Source organism: Streptomyces echinatus, from assembly GCF_014203595.1.
Taxonomy (GTDB): domain Bacteria; phylum Actinomycetota; class Actinomycetes; order Streptomycetales; family Streptomycetaceae; genus Streptomyces; species Streptomyces echinatus.
Window position 1 is genome coordinate 133,921 of sequence record NZ_JACHJK010000015.1, and the last position, 21,106, is coordinate 155,026.

20 protein-coding genes are annotated in these 21,106 nt (G+C 70.9%); 10 read left to right on the top strand and 10 right to left on the bottom strand.

Annotated features, from left to right (window positions below; translation table 11 throughout):
• Position 1: 1 nt before the first annotated feature.
• From FHS34_RS33340 to FHS34_RS33355, 4 genes are all read right to left on the bottom strand, one after another.
• Positions 2-325 (bottom strand): non-heme iron oxygenase ferredoxin subunit, encoded by a 324-nt coding sequence (locus FHS34_RS33340; RefSeq protein WP_184972462.1) that lies wholly within the window; start codon positions 323-325, stop codon positions 2-4.
• Complete coding sequence (gene sufD / locus FHS34_RS33345) at positions 322-1,506, bottom strand: Fe-S cluster assembly protein SufD (protein WP_184972464.1); 1,185 nt, start codon at positions 1,504-1,506, stop codon at positions 322-324. The genes FHS34_RS33340 and sufD overlap by 4 nt, the downstream gene beginning before the upstream one ends.
• A 61-nt stretch (positions 1,507-1,567) precedes the next feature.
• Entirely contained in the window at positions 1,568-2,989 is a 1,422-nt protein-coding gene (gene sufB / locus FHS34_RS33350) for a Fe-S cluster assembly protein SufB (protein WP_133922277.1), read from the bottom strand.
• The gene (locus FHS34_RS33355) at positions 2,986-3,720 is read right to left on the bottom strand and encodes a helix-turn-helix transcriptional regulator (protein WP_184972466.1); all 735 of its coding nucleotides are present in this window, start codon (positions 3,718-3,720) and stop codon (positions 2,986-2,988) included. The genes sufB and FHS34_RS33355 overlap by 4 nt, the downstream gene beginning before the upstream one ends.
• Positions 3,721-3,903: 183 nt before the next feature.
• Between FHS34_RS33355 and FHS34_RS33360 the strand changes: the two genes are divergently transcribed.
• The 4 genes from FHS34_RS33360 to FHS34_RS33375 all read left to right on the top strand — a co-directional run bounded on the left by FHS34_RS33360 (position 3,904) and on the right by FHS34_RS33375 (position 7,705).
• Entirely contained in the window at positions 3,904-4,719 is an 816-nt protein-coding gene (locus FHS34_RS33360; RefSeq protein ID WP_184972468.1) for an AAC(3) family N-acetyltransferase, read from the top strand.
• A gap of 100 nt (positions 4,720-4,819) precedes the next feature.
• Entirely contained in the window at positions 4,820-5,728 is a 909-nt protein-coding gene (locus FHS34_RS33365; RefSeq protein ID WP_184972687.1) for an ABC transporter ATP-binding protein, read from the top strand.
• 50 nt (positions 5,729-5,778) lie between these two features.
• Complete coding sequence (locus FHS34_RS33370) at positions 5,779-6,495, top strand: ABC transporter permease (RefSeq protein WP_221509820.1); 717 nt, start codon at positions 5,779-5,781, stop codon at positions 6,493-6,495.
• A gap of 196 nt (positions 6,496-6,691) precedes the next feature.
• Entirely contained in the window at positions 6,692-7,705 is a 1,014-nt protein-coding gene (locus FHS34_RS33375; RefSeq protein WP_184972472.1) for a COX15/CtaA family protein, read from the top strand.
• Between the two features lie 23 nt (positions 7,706-7,728).
• Here FHS34_RS33375 and FHS34_RS33380 read toward each other — a convergent pair whose 3' ends face one another.
• The 4 genes from FHS34_RS33380 to FHS34_RS33395 form a co-directional block, all read right to left on the bottom strand.
• Positions 7,729-8,472, bottom strand: coding sequence for a nucleotidyltransferase domain-containing protein (locus tag FHS34_RS33380; RefSeq protein WP_184972474.1), 744 nt, complete (start codon positions 8,470-8,472; stop codon positions 7,729-7,731).
• Between the two features lie 18 nt (positions 8,473-8,490).
• Positions 8,491-9,597, bottom strand: coding sequence for an amidohydrolase family protein (locus FHS34_RS33385; RefSeq protein ID WP_184972477.1), 1,107 nt, complete (start codon positions 9,595-9,597; stop codon positions 8,491-8,493).
• A gap of 83 nt (positions 9,598-9,680) precedes the next feature.
• The gene (locus FHS34_RS33390) at positions 9,681-10,013 is read right to left on the bottom strand and encodes a hypothetical protein (RefSeq protein WP_184972479.1); all 333 of its coding nucleotides are present in this window, start codon (positions 10,011-10,013) and stop codon (positions 9,681-9,683) included.
• 68 nt (positions 10,014-10,081) lie between these two features.
• Positions 10,082-11,053, bottom strand: a complete 972-nt coding sequence (locus FHS34_RS33395) for a heme o synthase (RefSeq protein ID WP_221509787.1) — start codon at positions 11,051-11,053, stop codon at positions 10,082-10,084.
• A 446-nt stretch (positions 11,054-11,499) separates the two neighbouring features.
• Here FHS34_RS33395 and tkt point away from each other — a divergent pair, with 446 nt between their 5' ends.
• The 6 genes from tkt (at position 11,500) to FHS34_RS33425 (ending at position 18,837) form a co-directional block, all read left to right on the top strand.
• Positions 11,500-13,587, top strand: a complete 2,088-nt coding sequence (gene tkt, locus FHS34_RS33400; RefSeq protein ID WP_184972481.1) for a transketolase — start codon at positions 11,500-11,502, stop codon at positions 13,585-13,587.
• Positions 13,588-13,619: 32 nt separating this feature from the next.
• Positions 13,620-14,738, top strand: a complete 1,119-nt coding sequence (gene tal, locus FHS34_RS33405; RefSeq protein ID WP_184972483.1) for a transaldolase — start codon at positions 13,620-13,622, stop codon at positions 14,736-14,738.
• Position 14,739: 1 nt separating this feature from the next.
• Positions 14,740-16,278 (top strand): glucose-6-phosphate dehydrogenase, encoded by a 1,539-nt coding sequence (zwf, locus tag FHS34_RS33410; protein ID WP_184972485.1) that lies wholly within the window; start codon positions 14,740-14,742, stop codon positions 16,276-16,278.
• Positions 16,275-17,363 carry a glucose-6-phosphate dehydrogenase assembly protein OpcA gene (opcA, locus tag FHS34_RS33415; RefSeq protein ID WP_184972486.1) on the top strand — a complete coding sequence of 363 codons (1,089 nt, stop codon included), beginning with the start codon at positions 16,275-16,277 and terminating at the stop codon, positions 17,361-17,363. Before zwf ends, opcA begins: the two co-directional genes overlap by 4 nt.
• Positions 17,360-18,142 (top strand): 6-phosphogluconolactonase, encoded by a 783-nt coding sequence (gene pgl / locus FHS34_RS33420; protein WP_184972488.1) that lies wholly within the window; start codon positions 17,360-17,362, stop codon positions 18,140-18,142. Before opcA ends, pgl begins: the two co-directional genes overlap by 4 nt.
• 188 nt (positions 18,143-18,330) lie before the next feature.
• The gene (locus FHS34_RS33425; RefSeq protein ID WP_184972490.1) at positions 18,331-18,837 is read left to right on the top strand and encodes a lamin tail domain-containing protein; all 507 of its coding nucleotides are present in this window, start codon (positions 18,331-18,333) and stop codon (positions 18,835-18,837) included.
• A 59-nt stretch (positions 18,838-18,896) separates the two neighbouring features.
• Here the strand turns inward: FHS34_RS33425 and FHS34_RS33430 are convergent, their stop codons facing one another.
• Positions 18,897-19,736 carry a carbohydrate ABC transporter permease gene (locus FHS34_RS33430; protein WP_184972492.1) on the bottom strand — a complete coding sequence of 280 codons (840 nt, stop codon included), beginning with the start codon at positions 19,734-19,736 and terminating at the stop codon, positions 18,897-18,899.
• Positions 19,737-19,746: 10 nt separating this feature from the next.
• The gene (locus tag FHS34_RS33435) at positions 19,747-21,099 is read right to left on the bottom strand and encodes an ABC transporter permease (RefSeq protein WP_184972494.1); all 1,353 of its coding nucleotides are present in this window, start codon (positions 21,097-21,099) and stop codon (positions 19,747-19,749) included.
• Between the last annotated feature and the right edge of the window lie 7 nt (positions 21,100-21,106).

Genomic DNA, 21,106 nt, shown 5'->3' on the forward strand with positions numbered 1-21,106 from the left:
CTCAGGACTCCTGGGTGAGGGAGACGAGAACGTCGTCCCCTTCGATCTTTACGGGGTATACGGGGACGGGGCGCGTCGCGGGGAGGCCGGACGGCTTGCCGGTGCGCAGGTCGAAGGCGGAGCCGTGCAGCCAGCACTCGATCTGGCAGTCCTCCACCTCGCCCTCGGAGAGCGAGACGTTCGCGTGCGAGCAGATGTCGTATATGGCGAACACCTCCCCCTCGGTCCTCACGACCGAAACCGGCGTGCCGTCGAGTTCCACCCGCTTCGGGATGTCCTCCTCCAGCTCGCTCAGCCCGCAGGCGCGTACGAAGGTGCTGGTCATGCGACCGACGCCTCCAGCTCCTCCTCGATCTTGGCGAGCAGGCGCTCCTCGATGTCGGCGACACCGATCTGCTGGACCAGCTCGGCGAAGAAGCCGCGGACCACCAGGCGGCGGGCCTCGTGCTCCGGGATGCCGCGGGCCATCAGGTAGAAGAGCTGCTCGTCGTCGAAGCGGCCGGTGGCGGAGGCGTGGCCGGCGCCGACGATCTCGCCGGTCTCGATCTCCAGGTTAGGCACCGAGTCGACGCGCGCGCCGTCCGTGAGGACCAGGTTGCGGTTCATCTCGTAGGTGTCCGTGCCCTCGGCCTTGGCCTCGATGAGCACGTCACCGATCCAGACCGCGTGCGCGCTCTCGCCCTGCAGCGCACCCTTGTACATGACGTTGGACTTGCAGTGCGGGGTGTTGTGGTCGACGAGGAGACGGTGCTCCTGGTGCTGGCCGGAGTCGGTGAAGTACAGACCGAACAGCTCGGCCTCACCGCCGGTGCCGGCGTAGGCGACGCGCGGGTGCAGGCGGACGAGGTCGCCGCCGAAGGTGACCACGAAGGACTTGAAGGTGGCGTCCCGGCCGATCAGCGCGTTGTGCTGGCCGACGTGGACGGCCTTGTCGTCCCAGTCCTGGACGGAGACGACGGTCAGCTTGGCGCCGTCACCCAGGACGTAGTCGACGTTGGCGGCCAGTACGGCGTCACCGGTGTGGTCGATGACGACGACGGCCTCGGCGAAGGCGCCCAGCTCGATCACCTGGTGACCGTAGGCGACCCCGCCCTCGCCGTGCACGGCGATGCGGATCGGCTCGCTGAGGACCGTCTCCTTGGGGACGGTGACCACGCCGGCCTTCTCGAAGGCCGAGTACGCCTGGGCGGCGACGCGGTCGACGGGGGTGCCGGCCCTGCCGATGCGGGCGTCGTCGCGGCCGACCGTCTCGACGGTCACACCCTCGGGAGCCCGGACGTCCACCTTCACGCCGTCACCGGTCGCGACCGCGGTGCCGTCGTGCAGCCCGCGCAGCCGCTCCAGCGGGGTGAACCGCCACTCCTCCTCGCGGCCGTGGGGGACGGGGAAGTCCGCCACGTCGAAGGACGGGGGCGCGCTCATGCGCGTGGCGACGGTCGACTCGGCGGCCACCGCGATCTGGCCGGCCGTGGTGGACCCGACCGGGTAATTCTGAGCCTCAGCCATGGCTGTCGGTCTGCTCTCTTTCCTGCGTCAGTTTCGCTAGCTGGGGTCCGGAGGCGGGGGCTTAGCCGACCGCGCCTTCCATCTGCAGCTCGATCAGCCGGTTGAGCTCGAGGGCGTACTCCATGGGCAGCTCCTTGGCGATGGGCTCGACGAAGCCGCGCACGATCATCGCCATCGCCTCGAACTCGCTCAGACCACGGCTCATCAGGTAGAAGAGCTGGTCCTCGGAGACCTTGGAGACGGTCGCCTCGTGACCCATGGACACGTCGTCCTCGCGGACGTCCACGTAGGGGTACGTGTCGGAGCGGGAGATCGTGTCGACGAGCAGCGCGTCGCACAGCACGTTCGACTTGGATCCGGCGGCGCCCTCGCCGATCTCGACGAGACCGCGGTAGGAGGTGCGGCCACCGCCGCGCGCCACGGACTTCGACACGATGTTGGAGGAGGTGTTCGGCGCCATGTGGACCATCTTGGAGCCGGCGTCCTGGTGCTGGCCCTCGCCCGCGAAGGCGATGGAGAGGGTCTCACCCTTGGCGTGCTCGCCCATCAGGTAGACGGCCGGGTACTTCATGGTGACCTTGGAGCCGATGTTGCCGTCGATCCACTCCATGGTCGCGCCCTCGTACGCCACGGCGCGCTTGGTGACCAGGTTGTAGACGTTGTTCGACCAGTTCTGGATGGTCGTGTAGCGGCAGCGGGCGCCCTTCTTCACGATGATCTCGACCACCGCGGAGTGCAGGGAGTCCGACTTGTAGATCGGCGCGGTGCAGCCCTCGACGTAGTGGACGTAGGCGTCCTCGTCGACGATGATCAGGGTCCGCTCGAACTGGCCCATGTTCTCCGTGTTGATACGGAAGTAGGCCTGGAGCGGGATCTCGACGTGCACGCCCTTCGGCACGTAGATGAAGGAGCCGCCGGACCACACGGCCGTGTTCAGCGCGGCGAACTTGTTGTCACCGGCCGGGATGACCGTGCCGAAGTACTCCTTGAAGAGCTCCGGGTGCTCCTTCAGGGCGGTGTCGGTGTCGAGGAAGATGACGCCCTGCTCCTCCAGGTCCTCGCGGATCTGGTGGTAGACGACCTCCGACTCGTACTGGGCGGCGACACCGGCGACGAGGCGCTGCTTCTCGGCCTCCGGGATGCCCAGCTTGTCGTAGGTGTTCTTGATGTCCTCGGGCAGGTCCTCCCAGGACTCCGCCTGCTTCTCCGTGGAGCGCACGAAGTACTTGATGTTGTCGAAGTCGATACCCGAGAGGTCGGAGCCCCAGTTCGGCATCGGCTTCTTCTCGAAGAGCTTCAGGCCCTTCAGGCGCAGCTTCGTCATCCACTCCGGCTCGGACTTCTTGCCCGAGATGTCGCGGACGACGTCCTCGTTCAGGCCGCGCCTGGCGGAGGCACCGGCGACGTCGGAGTCGGCCCAGCCGTATTCGTACTTGCCCAGGCCCTCGAGCTCAGGGTGGGCAGTCTCCGTGGGGAGAGTCATGCGGGGTTCCTCCCGGCCGTGCTTGCAGGTGCGTCAGTGGATGTCTTGGGGATGAACGTCGTGCAGACGCCGTCGCCGTGCGCGATGGTCGCCAGTCGCTGGACGTGAGTACCCAGCAGCTCTGCGAAGATCTCCGTCTCCGCCTCGCACAGCTGCGGGAACTGTTCCGCGACGTGGGCGACCGGGCAGTGGTGCTGGCAGAGCTGCTCGCCGACCGGTGCGCTGCGCGCCGTAGCAGCGTACCCGTCGACGCTCAAGGCCTTGGCCAGCGCTTCGGCCCGTTTGTCGGGTGTCACGGCCTCGATCGCCTCGCGGTACGCGCTCGCCTGGGCGGCGATCCGGGCGCGGGCGAACGCGGCGACCGCCTCGGGGCCGCCCCCCTGCTCGGCGATCCAGCGGAGCGCGTCCACGGCGAGCTTGTCGTACGACTGGTCGAAGGCGTCCCGGCCGCAGTCGGTGAGCGCGAAGACCCTGGCGGGCCGGCCGCGCGTGCGCGTGCCGTACACACGCTGCTCACGCGCCGCCACGACGTCGTCGGCGACCAGCGCGTCCAGGTGACGCCGTACGGCCGCCTGGGTCAGTCCCAGCCGGCCCGCGAGTTCGGCGACGGTCGACGGGCCGTGGTCCAGGATGGACCGCGCGACCCGGTTGCGCGTCGAGCGCTCACCGGTCGCTAGCTCCTCCTGAGGGGCCCCCGTGGGGGTCTCCCGAGCCTCGCCGACGTTTTTCACAACGCCATTGTTGCGTAATTCCGCGGAGCCTGACAAGCGACGTCCGGATCATCGCGCGGTGCCCTGCATCACTTAGGCCTACCTAATCCGACCTGCGGAAACGATCTTCTGATCGATCATCCAGGCCCGTTCCGAGGGCAATCCGGTGGCGTCGCGAGACCGCGTGGGGAAGACTCCCTGACCATGCCCGCACCCCTTCCGACCGGCCCTCTTGTCACTCGCGACACCCTCGCGGCAGGCCTGCGTCTGCTGGGTGCCGAGACCGGCGAGACCCTCCTCGTGCACTCCTCGCTCAGCTCCCTCGGCTGGGTGAACGGCGGGGCGGTCGCCGTCGTCCAGGCACTCCTCGACGTGCTCGGCCCGTCCGGCACGCTCGTCGTCCCCACCCAGACCGGCGACCAGTCCGATCCGGCCGCATGGGGGAGCCCGCCGGTGCCGGCGGAGTGGTGGGACCGGATCCGCGCCACCATGCCCCCGTACGACCCGCTGATCACCCCCGCGCTCGGGGTCGGCGTGATACCGGAGACCGTGCGGACCTGGCCGGGCGCCCTGCGCAGCGCGCACCCGCAGACCTCGTTCGCCGCGCTCGGTCCCCGCGCACGGGAGATCACCGAGGACCACGCCCCGGACTGCCGGCTCGGCGAGCGCAGCCCGCTGGCCCGGCTGGAGCGGCTGGGCGCCCGGGTGCTGCTGCTCGGCGCGGGCTACGACGCCTGCACCGCCTTCCACCTGGCCGAGTACCGGATACCCGCGCCCCGTGTGGAGGTCGGGCGGCCCGCCCCGGGCGGCGGCTGGGAGACGGTGGTCGAGGTCTCGATCACCTCCGACCGGTTCGACGAGCTGGGGCACGACTACGAACGGGACCGGTCCGTGCTGCGCGGGCGGGTGGGCGCGGCGGAGGTCCGGCTGTTCCCGGTGGCGGACGCCGTGGCCTACGCCGAGCGGTGGCTCCCGCTGCACCGGCCCCGTGAGGAGGACTTCCCCCACCCGGCCGCCTGAAGGGCAAGCGGTCTCCCTAGACTCTGGACCCATGCGAAGTGAGTCCGTCCACCCGTCTCCCGGCCACCACCCCCCGGAAAGACGCTTCGCGCCGCACCCGCTGATCGAGGTCCAGGGCCTGGTGAAGCGGTACGGCACGAAAACCGCGGTGGACGGCCTCGACCTGGTGGCCGGTGCGGGCGTGACCGCCGTGCTCGGCCCCAACGGGGCGGGGAAGACGACCACGGTCGAGACCTGTGAGGGATACCGGAAGCCGGACTCCGGCACGGTGCGCGTCCTGGGTCTCGACCCCGTGCGGCAGTCCGCCGAGCTGCGGCCCCGCATCGGCGTGATGCTGCAGTCCGGGGGCGTGTACTCGGGCGCCCGCGCGGACGAGATGCTCCGGCACGTGGCGAAACTGCACGCGCACCCGCTGGACGTCGACGCCCTCGTCGACCGCCTCGGCCTCGGCTCCTGCGGCCGGACCGGCTACCGCCGGCTCTCCGGCGGCCAGCAGCAGCGCCTCGCGCTCGCCATGGCCGTCGTGGGCCGTCCGGAGCTGGTGTTCCTGGACGAGCCGACGGCCGGACTCGACCCGCAGGCCCGACGGGCCACCTGGGACTTGGTGCGGGACCTGCGCGCCGACGGCGTCTCGGTGATCCTCACCACGCACCACATGGACGAGGCCGAGCAGCTCGCCGACGACGTGGCGATCATCGACGGCGGCCGGGTCATCGCCCAGGGCTCCCCCGAGGAGCTGTGCAAGGGCGGCGCCGAGAACACCCTGCGCTTCACCGGCCGCCCCGGCCTCGACGTCGGCTCGCTGCTCAAGGCCCTCCCGGCCGACTGCACGGCCGCCGAGCTGACCCCGGGCTCCTACCGGGTCGTCGGCAACGTCGATCCCCAGCTGCTGGCCACGGTCACCTCCTGGTGCGCCCAGCACGGGGTGATGCCGGACCGGATCTCGGTGGAACGCCACACCCTGGAAGACGTCTTCCTGGAGCTCACCGGCAAGGAGCTGCGCTCGTGACCACCGTGGGTACCTACACCCCGAAGCCCGGAGCCGCCCCGCTCCCCCGCATGATCGCGGCGCAGGCGGCGCTGGAGACGAGGATGCTGCTGCGCAACGGCGAGCAGCTGCTGCTGACGGTGGTCATCCCGACCCTGCTGCTGGTGCTCTTCAGCTCGGTCGACATCGTGGACACCGGCAAGGGCGAGGCCGTCGACTTCCTCGCCCCGGGCATCCTGGCCCTGGCCGTGATGTCGACGGCGTTCACCGGCCAGGCCATCGCCACGGGCTTCGAGCGCCGCTACGGCGTCCTGAAGCGGCTCGCCTCCTCGCCGCTGCCCCGCTGGGGCCTGATGACCGCGAAGACGGCGTCCGTGCTGGTCACGGAGATCCTCCAGGTCGTGCTGCTGACCGTCATCGCCTTCGCGCTGGGCTGGTCCCCGCACGGCAGCCCCGCCGCCGTCCTGCTGCTGCTCGTCGTCGGCACCGCCGCGTTCTCCGGGCTGGGCCTGCTGATGGCGGGCACCCTCAAGGCGGAGGCGACGCTGGCCGCCGCCAACCTGGTCTTCCTGCTGCTGCTCGTGGGCGGCGGGGTGATCGTGCCGCTGGAGAAGTTCGGCTCGGCGGGCGAGCAGGTGCTCGGCCTGCTGCCGGTCTCCGCGCTCTCGGACGGCCTGCGGGACGTGCTCCAGCACGGCGCCGGCATGCCCTGGGCCGACCTGGGGATCCTCGCCGTGTGGGCGGTGGCCGGGCTGGCCGCGGCGGGCAGGTTCTTCCGCTGGGAGTGACCCGGGCCCGCGCCTGCCGCGGGCCCTGCCGAGCACGGGACACGGGAGCGGCCCCTCGGCCACGCGTGCGGAACCACTGTGCCGCGCGGGAACGGGCCCTCGGCCACGCCCGTCCGGGCCGTAGTGACGCGTGGGAGTGACCCGCATGACGCGTGAGAGTGACCCTCGTGAACGCGTGCACAAGCGGCGGCCTACCATGGTGCGCGTGCCAAAGCTGACCCGCGCCGATGCCGAAGCGGCCCTGCGCAACCCGCTCGCCTTCATCGCCGACCGCTGGACCCCGGATCCCCGGACCGTCCGGCGGGCGGCCCTCGCCGCGCTCGTGATGTCGGTGGTGATCGTCGTCACCGGCGGCGCCGTCCGCCTGACCGGCTCGGGCCTGGGCTGCCCGACCTGGCCCACGTGCACCGACGACTCGCTGACCACCACCCGGGCCATGGGCTTCCACGGGGTCATCGAGTTCGGCAACCGCATGCTGACGTACGTGCTGTGCGCCGCCGTCGGCTGGGCCATCATCGCGGCGCGCTCCCAGAAGCCCTGGCGGCGCAGCCTGACCCGGCTGGGCTGGGCGCAGTTCTGGGTGGTCATGGGCAACGCGGTGCTCGGCGGCATCGTGGTGCTGGTCGGCCTCAACCCGTACACGGTGGCCGCCCACTTCCTGCTCTCCACGGCGCTGATCGCGGTCGCGACGGTGATGTGGCAGCGCACCCGGGAGGGCGACGCGGCGCCGCGCCCGCTGGTCGGCAAGGCGGTGCAGCAGCTGGTGTGGTTCCTGGTGGCCGCGTCCGCACTGCTCATCGCGGTCGGCACGGTGGTGACCGGGGCCGGGCCGCACGCCGGTGACTCCAGCGAGGTCGAGCGCATCCACATCGACTGGGAGGCGGTCGCCAAGCTGCACGCGGTGCTCGCCTGGATCGTGGTGACGCTGACGTTCGCGCTGTGGTTCGTGCTGAAGGCGGTCGACGCGCCGCGGGGCCCGCTGGCCCGGACGCGCGAGCTGTTCATCCTGCTGCTGTGCCAGGGAGCCGTGGGCTACGTCCAGTACTTCACCCACCTCCCCGAGGCGCTGGTGGCCGCGCACATGCTCGGTTCCACGGTGATGTGGATCTGGGTGCTGCGGGTGCTGCTGTCGCTGCGGGAACGCCCCGTGACCGAGCCGGACGTCCCGGCGCCCGCCCCGGCCGAGCGGCTCGAACCCGCTTCCGGCTGACCCTCCCTGCCGCCGCGCCGTGGTCAGCCGTACGCGGTGACCAGGGCGTCGATCGCCGGGCCCAGATAGGCCCGGGTCAGGCCGGCCCGGCGGGCGAGCCAGTCGGCGGTGGCCGGGCCGGGGACAGGTGCCTCGTACCGCCGGCGGGCGATGTCCTCGACGACCTCGGCCGGAGCGCCGAGCGCCGGCAGTTCGGCCAGGGCCTCCCGCTTGGAGATCAGCCGCCCGTCCCGCAGGGTCACGGTGGCCCGGGCGAAGGTCAGCAGGCCCAGGTCCACCCAGACGTCCTGCCGCCACAGCCGGGCCCTGTCGACGGCCGGGCGCCAGAAGGTGCGCTGGTCACGTACGACGAAGCCGTTGAGCTGTTCCCCGGACACCGGCGGGAGCAGCCCGGCCGGCGGCTCACCCTGCAGCACCCGGCCGAAGTCGTGCAGTTCACGCCGGGTGACGGGGGTGACCGGACGGCGCATCAGACGGCCGTGCGCCCAGGTGAGGTGCGAGCGGCCCGGGTCGCCCAGGGTGGCCGGGGTCAGGTAGCTGCAGTGGAGATGCGCCGCGAGGGGCGCCCCGCGCAGCCTTCGGTGCGACCGCGCCAGCCGCCGTACGGTCCCCAGGGACAGGGGGCCCGGCAGGACGGCGATCAGGTCGAGGTCGCTGCGCCCCTCCTGGTAGTCACCGCCTGCCAGTGAGCCGTGCGCCCAGACGGCGCGGGGCCGCAGCGGCAGCAGCGCGTCCATGAACTCGTCGAGCAGGGATGCGGTCGTCATCCGCCCAGTCTCGACGGCTCACCCGAGTCCGTACACCCGGCGCGCGTTGTCCGCCGCGATCAGCCGGGCCACCCGCTGGGCGTCCTCCAGGGACCACGCTCCCTCGGCCACCCAGGTGCCCAGGACCCGGCCCAGGGCCTCCCGGAAGAGGCGGGCGCCGACGACGTGCAGTTCGGGCAGGCCCTGGGCGCCGGTGGAGAAGAGGATCTTGCCGAAGGGGGCCAGCTCCAGGATCTCGGCCAGGACCGTGGCGGCCCGGGCTCCGGTGCGGACGAGCGCGGCGCCCGAGTCCGCGTAGACGTGCGGGAAGACGCCGGCCAGATGGGCGGCGTGGCGGTGGTACGGATAGCCGTGCAGCAGGACGAGATCGGTGCCGAGGCCGGCGGTGGCGCGGACGAAGTCCGTGAGCAGCACCGGGTCCGTGCGGTCGATGCGGGAGCCGGGCTCGCCGAGACCCGCGTGCAGCTGCAGGGGCAGGCCCGAGGCGACCGCGATCCACAGCAGGTGCCGCAGCAGCACGGCGTCGGTGAGCGCTCCGCCGACCCGCCGCCCGGCCAGCCAGCGGCCCGCCGCGCCCCGCACCTCGCCGGGCCCCGGCGGCTCCGGTGCGAGCGCCAGGCCGTGCCGCAGGCCCGCGACGGAGGTGAAGGCGACGGCGGTCGACGCGGCTCCGTGCACCGACTCGGCGAGGTTGGCGAGGAAGGACTCGACGGTGCCGGAGGTGTCGGCGACCTGCTCCGCGAGCAGCTCCAGGCGGACGATCTCCCGCGCCTGGGCCTCCCCGGCGGAAGCCAGCTCGGTGGGACCGGTGAGGTCGCCGGGCAGGCCCGTGTCGACCAGATAGGTCGTGATCCCGCTGCCGCGCAGCAGCCTGCGGCCCGACTCCAGGACACCGAGTTCACGGCGCCGCGCGAGATACAGGGCGGGCGGGCAGTGCGGTTCCAGGCCGAGTATCGGCGGGCACCAGCGCCGTACGGCGAAGCCGGTCTGGGTGTCGAAGAGGGTGGTGCCCGGCGCGGGCGGTCCCTCGGTGCGGGCCAGCTGGGCCTCGAAGGTGCCGAGGCCCAGTTCCGTCCGCAGCACGCCGTGGCAGTACTGGTCCACGAGGGACGGCATTTCGATCATCCGGGACTCCCCGTGGGACGTGGGCGCGCGGTGCTGCCCTACACGTCCTAACGGGTGAACCCGGTAGGAGGTCGCGGCCCGGCTCAGCCCTTGGCCGAGCCGCCCACCTGAATTCCGGCCATCCGCTTCCACTCGTACGGGCCGGTCGTCACCTTCGCCGCGAACTCGCCGTCGAAGGCCTCGTGGACCGTGATGCCGGACTTGGCCACCGCCTGCTCGGCGATGGCGTAGGAGGGCGCCACCAGGTCGCCCCAGCCGCCGTCCTCGCCGACGAGGACGATGCGGGCGCCGCGCTCGCCGATGTAGGCCACCTGGCCCTCCGCGCCGCCGTGCGCCTTCGCGAAGGCGCTGATCTGGTGGGCGAGCCGGGACACCTTGCGCTCGGCCCGCGCGTCAACCTGCTGCGTGTCTGCCATGGCCAGGATGCTACTCACCGGTAGATCGACTGGCGAGGGCAGGGCCCTGTGACTTACGCCCGGCGGCGTCAGCGCAGGAACGGGTCGACGGCGACCGCGACGAAGAGGATCGACACATACGTGATCGACCAGTGGAAGAGGCGCATCTCCTTCAGCTTGACGCCCGTCACCTCGGCCTTCGCCCGGTTCTGCAGCCCGTGCGCCTCCCACAGCCAGAAGCCGCCGGCGGCCAGGGCGACCGCCGTGTAGAACCAGCCGGTGTAACCGAGCGGGGTGAGCAGCAGGGAGACGGCGACCATGACCCAGCTGTAGATGACGATCTGCCGGGCGACGACCTTGTTGGAGGCGATGACCGGGAGCATCGGCACGCCCACGCGCGCGTAGTCCTCCTTGACCTTCATGGACAGCGGCCAGTAGTGCGGCGGCGTCCAGAAGAACATGACGAGGAAGAGGATGACCGGGGCCCATGACATCGAGTTGGTCACGGAGGACCAGCCGATCAGCACGGGGAGGCAGCCCGCGATGCCGCCCCACACGATGTTCTGCGACGTGCGCCGCTTGAGGATCATCGTGTAGACGACGACGTAGAAAAGGAGCGCTCCGAGCGAGAGCCAGGCGCTCAGCCAGTTGACGGCGAGCCCGAACAGCAGCGTCGAGACGACCGCCAGCGTGATGCCGAAGACCAGGCATTCGAGCGGGCTGACCATGCCGGTCACCAGCGGGCGCTGCGAGGTGCGGTCCATCAGGGCGTCGATGTCCCGGTCGATGTACATGTTCAGCGCGTTGGCGCCGCCCGCGGACAGGTAGCCGCCGACGCAGGTCAGCAGCACCAGCTTGAGGTCCGGCACACCCTGCTGCGCCAGGAACATCACCGGCACGGTGGTGATGAGCAGCAGCTCGATGATCCGCGGCTTGGTCAGCGCCACGAACGCCTTGACGCGGGCCCCGAACGGCCGATGAGCCGGGCCCTGGCTCGCACCACCGAGCACACCCGATGGACGGGATTCGACGGCCGTCACGCACACCCCTGACAGAGACATCCCAGCAAGCCTCCCCGTGTGAAGTCCCGGTAAAGGCTCGCGCGTACCACGCCACTTTAGACGTTGCCCATACCCCGGCCTTCGCGGGGGTGGGGTCGTGTTGGCGGGGCCGCCGCGGGCCCGTCCGGACATACGTGCGCAGGCTCGCTCCGACGTGCGTACCGGGGCCGGGTCGGGCGCCCCGTGGAGGCCGGATCCGACGTGCGCGTGAGGGCTCGATTGAGCAGTCAGATGAGCGGCTCCGTATTCATGTGCCGACTGGCCTTCCGGCCAGTCGAGAGGCGGATCGCACGGACTCCCGGCAGTCTGGAAACACTCGAAAAAACGCACGTCCTGACGGGGGTAGGCTCGACAGCGGCCGGTGGGCGAAAAGCCCTCCGGCGGCCGGGACGGGCGCATGCCCCGACGACCGGCGACCGACATGTGGAGAGGAGCCCTGACCCAGGGTGAGCACCAAGCCGACCACCACAGAGCTTGAGTGGACCGAGCTGGACCAGCGGGCCGTGGACACCGCCCGAGTCCTGGCCGCAGACGCCGTACAGAAGGTCGGCAACGGCCATCCCGGTACGGCGATGAGCCTGGCCCCGGCCGCCTACACCCTCTTCCAGAAGGTGATGCGGCACGACCCGGCCGACCCGGAGTGGGTCGGACGCGACCGCTTCGTGCTGTCCGCCGGCCACTCGTCCCTGACCCTCTACACCCAGCTCTACCTGGCCGGTTTCGGCCTGGAGCTGGACGATCTGAAGGCGTTCCGGACGTGGGGCTCGAAGACCCCGGGCCACCCCGAGTACGGGCACACCAAGGGTGTCGAGACCACCACGGGCCCGCTGGGTCAGGGTGTCGCCAACGCGGTGGGCATGGCGATGGCCGCCCGCTACGAGCGCGGTCTGTTCGACCCGGAGGCCCCGCGGGGCGAGTCCCCCTTCGACCACTTCGTGTACTGCATCGCCGGTGACGGCTGCCTCCAGGAGGGCATCTCCGCCGAGGCGTCCTCGCTGGCGGGCCACCAGAAGCTCGGCAACCTGGTCCTCCTGTGGGACGACAACCACATCTCCATCGAGGGTGACACCGAGACGGCCGTCTCGGAGGACACCGTCAAGCGGTACGAGGCCTACGGCTGGCACGTGCAGCGGGTGGAGGCCCAGGAGAACGGCGACCTGGACCCGGTGGCGATCTTCGCCGCGATCCAGGAGGCCAAGGCCGTCACCGACCGGCCGTCCTTCATCGCGATGCGCTCGATCATCGCCTGGCCGGCCCCGAACGCGCAGAACACCGAGGCCGCGCACGGCTCGGCGCTGGGCGACGAGGAGGTCGCGGCCACCAAGCGCGTCCTCGGCTTCGACCCCGAGCAGAGCTTCCAGGTCGAGGACGAGGTCATCACCCACACCCGCAAGGCGCTGGAGCGGGGCGCCCAGGCGAAGGCCGAGTGGGAGAAGTCCCTCCAGGTGTGGCGCGACGGCAACCCGGAGCGGGCCGCCGAGTTCGACCGGATCGCCAAGGGCGAGCTGCCCACCGGCTGGGAGGAGAAGCTCCCGGTCTTCGAGCCCGGCAAGGGTGTCGCGACGCGTGCCGCGTCCGGCAAGGTGCTGCAGGCGCTCGGCGCGGTGATCCCCGAGCTGTGGGGCGGCTCCGCCGACCTCGCCGGGTCGAACAACACCACCATCGACAAGGACAGCTCGTTCCTGCCCGAGGGCAACCCGCTGCCCGAGGCCAACCCGTACGGCCGCACGATCCACTTCGGCATCCGCGAGCACTCCATGGGTGCGGAGCTGAACGGCATCACGCTGCACGGCAACACCCGGGTGTACGGCGGCACCTTCCTCGTCTTCTCCGACTACATGCGCAACGCCGTGCGCCTGTCGGCCCTGATGCACCTGCCGGTGACCTTCGTGTGGACGCACGACTCCATCGGCCTCGGCGAGGACGGTCCCACCCACCAGCCGGTCGAGCACCTGGCCTCGCTGCGCGCGATCCCGGGTCTGAACGTCGTCCGCCCGGCGGACGCCAACGAGACCGCGATCGCCTGGCGCGAGATCCTGGGCCGCTGGACCAAGGAGTTCGGCAAGGGCCAGCCGCACGGCCTGGCGCTCACCCGCCAGGGCGTGCCGACCTACGAGCCCGACGAGAACGCGGCCAACGGCGGCTACGTGCTGTTCGAGGCCGAGGGCGGCGAGCCGCAGGTGATCCTGATCGCCACCGGTTCCGAGGTGCACGTGGCCGTCGAGGCGCGTGAGCAGCTCCAGGCCGACGGCGTGCCCACGCGGGTCGTGTCCATGCCCTGCGTGGAGTGGTTCGAGCAGCAGGACCAGGGGTACCGGGACTCCGTGCTGCCGCCGTCCGTCAAGGCCCGAGTCGCCGTGGAGGCGGGCATCGGCCTGACGTGGCACAAGTACGTGGGGGACGCCGGCCGCATCGTTTCCCTGGAGCACTTCGGTGCGTCCGCGGACGGCAAGGTGCTCTTCCGCGAGTTCGGCTTCACTGCCGAGAACGTGGCCGCCAAGGCCCGGGAATCCATCACCGCCGCACAGCGCTGACGCTCATATCGACACCTAGGAGATGTAATTCCATGACAGACGCACTCAAGCGCCTCTCCGAGGAAGGCGTCGCGATCTGGCTGGACGACCTGTCGCGCAAGCGGATCACGTCCGGCAACCTCGCCGAGCTGATCGACCAGCAGCACGTCGTGGGCGTCACGACCAACCCGACGATCTTCCAGAAGGCGATCTCCCAGGGCGACGGCTACGACCAGCAGCTGTCGGACCTCGCCGCCCGCAAGGTCACCGTCGAAGAGGCCATCCGCATGATCACCACGGCGGACGTCCGCGACGCCGCCGACATCCTGCGCCCCGTCTTCGACGCCACCGGCGGCAAGGACGGCCGGGTCTCCATCGAGGTCGACCCGCGCCTCGCGCACAACGAGAAGGCGACCGTCGCCGAGGCCAAGCAGCTCGCCTGGCTCGTCGACCGCCCGAACACCCTGATCAAGATCCCGGCCACCCAGGCGGGTCTGCCGGCGATCGCGTCCACGATCGGGCACGGCATCAGCGTCAACGTCACCCTGATCTTCTCCCTGGAGCGCTACCGCGCCGTCATGGACGCGTACCTCACGGGTCTGGAGAAGGCCAAGGAGCGGGGCCTGGACCTCTCTCTGATCCACTCCGTGGCGTCCTTCTTCGTGTCCCGTGTGGACACCGAGATCGACAAGCGCCTGAACGACATCGGCACCGACGAGGCCAAGGCGCTGCGCGGCAAGGCCGCCGTCGCCAACGCCCGTCTCGCCTACCAGGCGTACGAGGAGGTCTTCTCCTCCGACCGCTGGAACGCACTGGAGAAGGCGGGCGCCAACAAGCAGCGTCCGCTGTGGGCGTCGACCGGCGTGAAGGACCCGGCGTACCCGGACACCCTGTACGTCACCGAGCTGGTCGCGCCGAACACGGTCAACACCATGCCGGAGGCCACTCTGGAGGCCACCGAGGACCACGGCGAGATCACCGGTGACACCGTCTCCGGCACGTACGAGCAGGCCCGCGCCGACCTCGACGCGCTGGAGAAGCTCGGCATCTCGTACGACGACGTGGTCCAGGTGCTGGAGGACGAGGGCGTCGAGAAGTTCGAGGCGTCCTGGAACGACCTGCTGAAGTCCACCCAGGCGGAGCTTGAGCGCCTCGCTCCTTCGGAGGGCTGACTTGTCACCCGTTTCCGGATCCGGAGCGAACCCGCTTCGTGACCCGGCCGACCGACGGCTCCCGCGTATCGCGGGGCCGTCGGGCCTGGTCATCTTCGGCGTCACGGGCGACCTGTCGCGCAAGAAGCTGATGCCCGCGGTGTACGACCTCGCCAACCGGGGTCTGCTGCCGCCGGGCTTCTCGCTGGTGGGCTTCGCCCGCCGCGACTGGGAGCACGAGGACTTCGCCGAGGTCGTCCACGACGCGGTCAAGGAGCACTCGCGTACTCCGTTCCGCGAGGAGGTCTGGCAGCAGCTCATCCAGGGGATGCGCTTCGTCCAGGGCACCTTCGACGACGACGAGGCATTCGAGCGGCTGCGCGCCACCATCGGGGAGCTGGACAAGGCACAGGGCACGGGCGGCAACTTCGCCTTCTACCTGTCCGTGCCGCCCCGCTCCTTCCCGGTGGTCATCCAGCAGCTGAAGAAGCACGGTCTGGCCGACCAGAGCAGCGGCTCCTGGCGCCGCGCGGTCATCGAGAAGCCGTTCGGACACGATCTCGCCTCCGCCGAGGAGCTGAACAAGGTCGTGCACGAGGTGTTCGAGCCGGACCAGGTGTTCCGCATCGACCACTACCTCGGCAAGGAGACCGTCCAGAACATCCTGGCGCTGCGCTTCGCCAACACGATGTTCGAGCCGATCTGGAACCGGTCCTTCGTGGACCACGTGCAGATCACCATGGCCGAGGACATCGGCATCGGCGGCCGGGCCGGCTACTACGACGGCATCGGCGCCGCCCGTGACGTCATCCAGAACCACCTGCTCCAGCTCATGGCCCTGACCGCCATGGAGGAGCCCGCCTCCTTCGGCGCGGACGCGCTGGCCGCGGAGAAGGAGAAGGTGCTCGGTGCGGTACGGCTGCCGAAGGACCTGGGCAGCAGCACCGTCCGCGGGCAGTACGCGGCGGGCTGGCAGGGCGGCGAGAAGGTCATCGGCTACCTCGAAGAGGACGGCATCGACGCCAAGTCGAAGACCGACACCTATGCCGCGATCAAGCTGGAGGTGGACAACCGCCGCTGGGCGGGCGTCCCCTTCTACCTGCGCACCGGCAAGCGACTCGGGCGCCGGGTGACGGAGATCGCGGTCGTCTTCCAGCGGGCCCCGCACTCCCCGTTCGACACGACGGCGACGGAGGAGCTGGGCCAGAACGCGGTCGTCATCCGCGTCCAGCCGGACGAGGGTGTCACGGTCCGCTTCGGCTCCAAGGTGCCGGGCACCTCGATGGAGATCCGGGACGTCTCCATGGACTTCGCCTACGGCGAGTCGTTCACGGAGTCCAGCCCGGAGGCGTACGAGCGGCTCATCCTGGACGTGCTGCTCGGCGACGCCAACCTCTTCCCGCGCACGGAGGAGGTCGAGCTGTCCTGGAAGATCCTCGACCCGATCGAGCAGTACTGGGACAAGCACGGCAGGCCCGCGCAGTACAAGTCGGGCACCTGGGGTCCCGTGGAGGCGGACGAGATGCTCGCACGAGACGGACGGAGCTGGCGCCGGCCATGAAGATAGACCTGACCGACACCACCGCCGGAGAGATCAACAAGGCGCTCGTGCAGGGCCGCCGCGCCATCGGCACGCCTGCCGTCGGCATGGTCCTCACCCTCGTCATCGTCACCGACGAGGAGAACGCCTACGACTCCCTGAAGGCCGCCAACGACGCCTCGCGCGAGCACCCCTCGCGCACGCTGGTGGTCATCAAGCGGGTCTCCCGCAGCCTGCGCGACCGTACGTCCTCGCGGCTGGACGCCGAGGTGCGGGTGGGCGCGGAGGCGGGCACCGGCGAGACGGCCGTCCTGCGCCTGTACGGCGAGGTCGTCGAGCACGCCGACTCGGTGGTCCTGCCGCTGCTGCTGCCGGACGCCCCGGTGGTCGTGTGGTGGCCGGTGAACGCCCCGGTGGACCCGGCGAAGGACCCGCTGGGCGCGCTGGCCCAGCGCCGGGTCACCGACACCTACACCGCCGAGCAGCCGGTGCGGGAGCTGTCCGCCCGCGCCGCGGCGTACACGCCCGGCGACACCGACCTGTCCTGGACCCGGATCACCCCGTGGCGCTCGATGCTGGCGGCGGCCCTTGACCAGGTCACCTGCGAGGTGAAGGCCGTCGAGGTGGAGGGCGAGGAGTTCAACCCGAGCTGTGAGCTGCTGGCGATGTGGCTCGCGGACCGGCTGGACGTGCCCGTCAAGCGCTCCCGGTCCGCGGGCCCGGGGCTCACGGCCGTCCGCATGGACACCAGCTGCGGCCCGATCGCACTGGACCGCGCGGACGGTTCGCTGGCGACGCTGTCCATCGAGGGCCAGCCGGCCCGAGCGGTGGCGCTGAACCGGCGGGACACCGCCGAGCTGATCGCGGAGGAACTGCGCCGGCTGGACCCGGACGACACCTACGCGTCGGCGCTGCGCTACGGCGTGGAGCGGCTGAACACGGTTCCCGGGCAGGCTTCCGAGGAGTCCGCGGGGCAGTCGGCGGCGGATCCGGCCGAGCCGGTCGCGGAGCCCGAGCCGGTCGAGGAGGCCGCGAAGGCACCCGCGAAGAAGGCGGCGGCCAAGACCGCGAAGAAGGCACCGGCGAGGAAGGCGGCGGCGAAGTGAGCACTCCGCAGCTGGTCGTCCACCGCGACAAGGAGCTGATGGCGCAGGCCGCCGCGGCCCGCCTGATCACGAAGATCGTGGACGCGCAGGCCTCCCGGGGCACCGCGTCCGTGGTCCTCACGGGCGGCCGCAACGGCAACGGGCTGCTGGCCGCGCTGGCGGCGGCGCCCGCCCGGGACGCCGTCGACTGGGGCCGCCTCGACCTGTGGTGGGGCGACGAGCGCTACCTGCCCGAGGGCGATCCCGAGCGCAATGTGACGCAGGCCCGCGAGGCCCTGCTGGACTCGGTCCCGCTGGACCCGGAGCGCGTGCACGCCATGCCCGCCTCCGACGGTCCGTACGGGGCGGACGTCGAGGCGGCGGCCGAGGCGTACGCGGCGGAGCTGGCGAAGGCGGCCGGGCCGGAGAACCACGGCTCGGTCCCGACGTTCGACGTCCTGATGCTGGGCGTCGGCCCGGACACCCATGTGGCCTCGCTCTTCCCCGAGCTGCCGGCCGTGCGGGAGACCGAGCGCACGGTGGTCGGTGTGCACGGCGCGCCCAAGCCGCCGCCGACGCGGATCTCGCTGACCCTTCCGGCGATCCGGGCGGCCCGCGAGGTCTGGCTGCTCGCGGCCGGCGAGGACAAGGCGGAGGCCGCGGCCATCGCCCTGTCGGGTGCGGGCGAGATCCAGGCACCCGCGGCGGGCGCGTACGGCCGTGCCCGCACGCTGTGGCTGCTGGACGCCGCCGCGGCCTCGCAGTTGCCGCGGTCGCTGTATCCGCCGGCTTCGCCGTGAACCGGTGAGCCTCTGAGGAACGATCAGAGCGAGGGCGGCAGGGGACGACTCCCCTGCCGCCCTCGTCGTGTGCGCCGACGCCCCCTCAGCAAGCCCTTCACGACTTCCACGAAAGATTCATACAACACTCAACTTTTGTGTAAGCTCCTGGGCGCATCATCCGCATCACCGAGGGGGGACCTCACCTCATGCGCATACGCTCCGTGCTGGCCACCGCCGCCACCGCCGTCACCGCCGGAACGCTCGCCGTCGTCGTCGCGGCGCCGGCCCAGGCCGCCGAGTACTCGTCGTCGCTGAAGATCAAGGGCGTGCAGTACGACGCCCCGGGGCGGGACTCCAACAACTGCCGTACCGGCAACAGCAAGAGCGAGTACGTGACGATCAAGAACTACTCGCGGACCGCGACCGTCAACCTCAAGGGGTACGTGGTCCGGGACACCACCACGACCAACAAGTTCACCTTCCGCTCCAACCACTACCTCGAGCCCGGCGACTACGTGATGCTGCGCGGGGGCCACGGCACCGACTCGGACGCCAAGAACGTCGTCTACCGCCAGAACTGCAACTTCATCTGGAACAACGACAAGGACACCGTCTACCTGTACAAGCCGACCGGTGCCCACGCGGACACCCACGCCTACACCAAGTCCCGCGACGACCGGGACGGCAACGGCTACATCTCCTTCCACGGCTGACGCGGTGGCGCCCCGCCCGCGGCGGCCCGGTCGGGCCGGCCGCCCCGGGCGGGGCGCGGTCACTTGACCGACCCGGCCATCACGCCCTGCACGAAGTGCCGCTGGAACGCGAAGAACACGGCCACCGGCACGATCAGGGACAGGAACGCGCCCGGCGCCAGGACGTCGATGTTGCTGCCGAACTGGCGAATCTGGGACTGGAGTTGCACGGTCAGCGGCTGGGCGGAGCTGTCGGCGAAGAGCAGCGCGACCAGCATGTCGTTCCAGACCCACAGGAACTGGAAGATGGCGAGCGAGGCGATCGCCGGGCGCCCCACCGGCAGGACCAGCCGGGTGAAGATGCGCCACTCGCTGCCGCCGTCCATCCGGGCCGCCTCCAGCATCTCCTTCGGCATCTCCGCGAAGTAGTTGCGCAGGAGGAAGACGGCGAAGGGCAGGCCGTAGGCGACGTGGAAGAGGACGACTCCGGGGATGGTGCCGAACAGGCCCAGCGTGCCGAAGAGTTTGGCCACCGGCAGCAGGCCGATCTGGACCGGCACCACCAGCAGGGCGACCACCAGCAGGAAGAGCGGTTCGCGCAGCGGGAAGTCCAGCCAGGCGAAGGCGTATCCGGCGAGGGCCGCGATGACGACGACCAGCGTGGTCGCCGGCACCGAGATCAGCACGGTGTTCCAGAAGGCCTGGGTCATGCCCGAGTTCTTCAGCAGGGCCGAGTAGTTGTCGAAGGACAGCTGGCCGGGGCCGGCCAGCGCCGTCCACCAGCCGCCCTTCGCGTTGTCCTGGGACGAGCGCAGGGAGGACAGGAACAGTCCGGCCAGCGGGGTGAGCCAGACCAGGCCGATGACCACGAGGACGGCCTGGACGAGACCGTTGCCCAGAGAGCGCCGCAGGGCGTTCATCGCTGACTCCTCATCGTTGACTGCTGCGGAAGCGGCGGACGTTGAAGACCATCGCGGGGATCACCAGGAGCAGCAGCAGTACGCCGAGGGCACTGCCGAGGCCCTGGTCGTTGCCGCCGCCGAAGGAGACGAGCCACATCTGGGTGGCGAGGACGGTCGCGTCCTCCTGCACCGGTCCGGGCGCGATGATGTAGACGAGGTCGAAGACCTTCATCACGTTGATCACGAGGGTCACGAAGACCACGGTGAGAACGGGCGCGAGCAGCGGGACGGTGATCCGGCGGAAGATCTGCCACTCGTTCGCCCCGTCCATGCGGGCCGCCTCCAGGGCGTCACGTGGGAGTGTCGACAGGCCCGCGCCGATCAGGACCATCGCGAACCCCGTCCAGATCCACAGGTACGCGCCGATGATCGCCGGGGTGACGAGCGCCGGGCCGAGCCAGGAGACGCCCTGGTAGGGCGGGGCGAAGTTGGACTCCGGCAGCTTCACCGTGTACGGGCCCGACGCCAGGCCGGAGAAGCGGAAGGAGCCGTCGGCCGCGGTGGTCGCGCTCGCGACCGTCTTCCCCTCGCGCACCGCCTCGACCTTCATCCCGGGCAGTCCGCTCTCCTTCGCGTCGATCCTGCCCTGCTCGCCTCCGCCGCCGGGGGTGAAGTCCAGGTAGACGACGCCGCGCAGTTCGCCGGGCGCGGCCTTGTGCGCGGCCGCCGTACGGGCGGGCGCGGCGTCGCGGGGCAGGTCCCCCGGCAGAACGCCGACCATCGGGAGCGTGACCGACTCCCCCGCCGACGCGGTCGTACGGTACGAGCCGTCCCGGTCCTGGGCGAGCAGCCCGGTGCGGCCGCGGGCGGTGGGGTACGTCGACGTGCCCTCGAAGGCGTCGTGGACGGAGACGACGGCCGCGTTCAGGACGCCCTTGTCCGGGTCCTCGTCGTAGGCGAGCCGGAAGATGATGCCGGCGGCGAGGAAGGACACCGCCATCGGCATGAAGAGGAGCAGCTTGAAGGCCGTCGCCCAGCGGACCTTCTCCACCAGGACGGCCAGGATCAGGCCGAGACCGGTGAGCAGGGCGGGAGCGACGACCACCCAGATGGTGGTGTTGCGGATGGCCTTCAGCGTGGCCGGGTCGCGGAACATCTCGGCGTAGTTGTCGCCGCCGACGAACCGGGTGCCGGAGGCGTCGAAGAAGCTGCGGCCGACGGAGAACAGCACCGGGTAGACGACGAGCGCGCCGAGCAGGAGCAGCGCGGGGAACACGAAGAGCAGGGCGGCCAGCCGGGCGCGCCGCCGGCCGCGGCGCGCGGGCGCCGGGCCGGCGGCCCGCGGGCCCGCCTGCTGTTTCACGAGTGTGGTGGCGGTCATGGCGCAG